Origin of the sequence: Streptomyces caeruleatus (assembly GCF_001514235.1) — a bacterium.
In the GTDB taxonomy this organism is placed as follows: Bacteria; Actinomycetota; Actinomycetes; order Streptomycetales; family Streptomycetaceae; genus Streptomyces; species Streptomyces caeruleatus.
In genome coordinates this window covers 280058-282710 of record NZ_KQ948933.1, presented here as the reverse complement: position 1 = coordinate 282710, position 2653 = coordinate 280058, and the positions used below count along the sequence as shown (strand labels likewise).

The window sequence follows — 2653 nt, the reverse complement described above, 5'->3', positions numbered from 1 at the left end:
GACGGGTGCTCCGAACCACTGAACGCTCCGGACCCGGACCGGTGCTCCCTGGCGGGACGTGCCCGAACGCTACGGGCCCTGGGATCGGGTCTATGACCTGTTCCGGCGCTCGCAGCGGGACGGCACCTGGGCAAGGATCCTCACCCAGCTCCAGGCCGAGGCGGACGCGAAGGGCCTGATCACCTGGGAGGTCAACGTCGACTCCACCGTCTGCCGGGCCCACCAGCACGCCGCCGGAGCGGCGAAAAGGGGGACCTCCAGAAGGAGCCGCCCGGCGGGATCTTCGTCGAGCCGGCCGACCACGGCCTCGGACGCTCCCGCGGCGGACTGACCAGCAAGATCCACCTTGCAGTCGAGCAGGGGCAGAAGCCCTTGTCCGTCGTGATCACGGCCGGGCAGCGGGGCGACTCCCCGCAGTTCGAAGCGGTCCTGGAAGCCGTCCGGGTTCCGAGGCTGGGGCCCGGCAGGCCGCGCAAGCGCCCGGACCGGGTGCGGGCCGACAAGGCGTACGACTCCCGCGGCAATCGCTCCTACCTGAGCAGACGCGGCATCAAGGCCACCATTCCGGTTCCGGCGGACCGAGCCCGCAACCGCCTCAAGCGTGGATCGCGTGGCGGGCGCCCGCCGAAGTTCGACAAGGACGACTACAAGCAACGGCACGCGGTCGAGTGCGGGATCAACCGGCTCAAGCGCCACCGGGCCGTCGCCACTCGGTACGACAAACTCGCCGTCTGCTACGAAGCGACAGTGCTGGTCGCAGCCATCAACGAGTGGCTGTGACCAGCACTTTCAACAACAGGCCCTAGCCGACGCTCTACCGTGCCCGCCGCAGGACCAAGCTCGCCGCAAGCAGGCCTGAAAACAGAGACCTCGTCCGCTCCTGAGCTTGTTCAACTGCCGGGCGATGCCGGTGCTTTGGCGGGCGGGACACACGGTCCATCGACTCATGCGCTGCGCGGTGTGCCAGTCCGCAGGTTGACGGAGGTGATGGTCGCCCTGACGCGCCGCCAGACGATCCGACACCGCGGTGCTGCGCCGGGCCAGAGCCACTGCCGATCCCCGCATACCAGCACGCGGGGGTCAGCCAGGTCCACACTGATCTCCGTCCTCTTGGGCCCCGTCGTTGGCCGACCTCTCCTGGACCGCTTCGTCATGTGGCGTGAAGGACGAGGAGCCGGCCTTCCGCTGCTCGCATTCCGCAATCGCGAGCGTGTCTTCAAGTTCTCGCAGCTCTCGCTCACTGATCAGCGCGGCAATGGGTCCGGTGCTGTCGGTGAAGAGGACACGCGTTCCGGAAGTGGAGACCCTTCGGACAAGGTTTTCTAGCGGCCTTGGGAGCCTTGAGACAGCGATCCGATCTGTGTCGCTCAGCTGTGAATCCAGCCAGGCGCAACTGTGAAGCAGGAAGGTCAGCGCACATTCCTGGCGGGCCGTCTCTGTTGATCGATCGCGAGCCAGTGCCTCTTTGATCGCCTGGCTCAAGAATTCCTCAGTGCTCTTCCCTGATGCTCTCGCCCATCCGCGGATTCGTCTCTTTACCTCAGGAGCAAAGGGGATGCTCATCCGTAGCATCCCGTCCGGTCCAGGAAAGAGAGTGCACAGGACATCAATGGGAAGGGAATCTTGAAGCCGGTTCCATACCTTTCTGATGGCGCGCTCCTCGTCCCGCGCCGATACAAGAACGGCGATGCTCTTGCCGTCGTGCGACGATGCCATCGGCATACCGCTGATCTGCCGTGCTGCTTTCAGTTCCACTCCGCGTACGGTCCGGGTGAGGATGATCTCAATGGCGTGCATGGGCATTGGGTCTCCAGGTCAGTAGAGAGAGATGGGCCCGTCGGGAAGCCAACCTTCCACGTATCCGGAGACCAGAAGGGCCACGCCTTCCGGTGAGATTTCTCGGTGGCGAGCCTTGAGTTCGCTGCTTCCCCACCGGGTGTGCGACGGAGCCATTGCCTGAAACGAGGCCGACTCTTTGGCGCTGATTCGCACGATGAAAACGCGAGAAGCGGTGCGCTGGTCATGCTCCCAGCAGTCGGAATCCTGTGTTTCGTGAACGCCATAGACGGATCCAAAGCGAGGGCTCTCGATTCCGAACCGCTCGGCGAGATGACGAATGGCGCCCTCCTTGAAATCAGTGTCGACGGCGAGCAGTGCCTGCGGGACCGTCCAGCCGCTGCAGCAGGCGCCGCACAGCATCAGGCGATCCTGGTCGTCCAGGAGGAGTAGGAGAACCCGGCGGTCGCTGTCTGGCAGGGGGCGGGAGGTTGGCATGCTGTCAGACTGCCGCCCGGCTACTCAAGTAGCAAACAGGGCGCCGCCTCATGGGTGATCGATTCACTCGGACTGTGTCAGATGTGCACCCGGAGGCGCTGCCTGCCTGTCCTTGTAGGTGTGCACCCGTTGCACTGATTTCGAGCGTCTTCCCGAGTCCTGTGCATACGCCGTGAGCTGCGAAAACGCTGAAAAGGCGTTTGAGATTCAGGGTTGCGGCGTTTTGAGGCTCTGCACGCCATTACGCCTGACCTGCGGCGACGGAATTTCCCACACATCCCACGAAGGCGAGGAACATACGGATCTCGCGGAGATCCGGCGCCTAGCCTAGCGGATGCGGGATCGGTCGTGGGCAGGTTCTCGTTTGCGCAGGTCAGGG

Annotated in this window: 4 protein-coding genes; 2 read left to right on the top strand and 2 right to left on the bottom strand. The window is 64.4% G+C overall.

Annotated elements, in window-relative coordinates; translation table 11 throughout:
• Positions 1-58 precede the first annotated feature (58 nt).
• A complete protein-coding gene (locus AQJ67_RS50800; RefSeq protein WP_425264188.1) occupies positions 59-331 on the top strand; it encodes a hypothetical protein in 273 nt (90 codons plus the stop codon).
• Positions 280-780 (top strand): IS5 family transposase, encoded by a 501-nt coding sequence (locus AQJ67_RS45725; protein ID WP_425264191.1) that lies wholly within the window; start codon positions 280-282, stop codon positions 778-780. Before AQJ67_RS50800 ends, AQJ67_RS45725 begins: the two co-directional genes overlap by 52 nt.
• 300 nt (positions 781-1080) lie before the next feature.
• On the opposite strand, the gene AQJ67_RS48685 is transcribed toward AQJ67_RS45725, so the two are convergent.
• Together AQJ67_RS48685 and AQJ67_RS29185 are read right to left on the bottom strand one after the other, a co-directional pair.
• The gene (locus tag AQJ67_RS48685) at positions 1081-1797 is read right to left on the bottom strand and encodes a hypothetical protein (protein ID WP_208615060.1); all 717 of its coding nucleotides are present in this window, start codon (positions 1795-1797) and stop codon (positions 1081-1083) included.
• A gap of 18 nt (positions 1798-1815) precedes the next feature.
• Positions 1816-2274 (bottom strand): hypothetical protein, encoded by a 459-nt coding sequence (locus tag AQJ67_RS29185; RefSeq protein ID WP_062722288.1) that lies wholly within the window; start codon positions 2272-2274, stop codon positions 1816-1818.
• Between the last annotated feature and the right edge of the window lie 379 nt (positions 2275-2653).

Bases quoted from the DNA above. Each gene is read 5' to 3' on its own strand.
- AQJ67_RS48685 (WP_208615060.1), bottom strand. From the start codon at position 1,797: ATGCACGCCATTGAGATCATCCTCACCCGGACCGTACGCGGAGTGGAA.
- AQJ67_RS29185 (WP_062722288.1), bottom strand. From the start codon at position 2,274: ATGCCAACCTCCCGCCCCCTGCCAGACAGCGACCGCCGGGTTCTCCTA.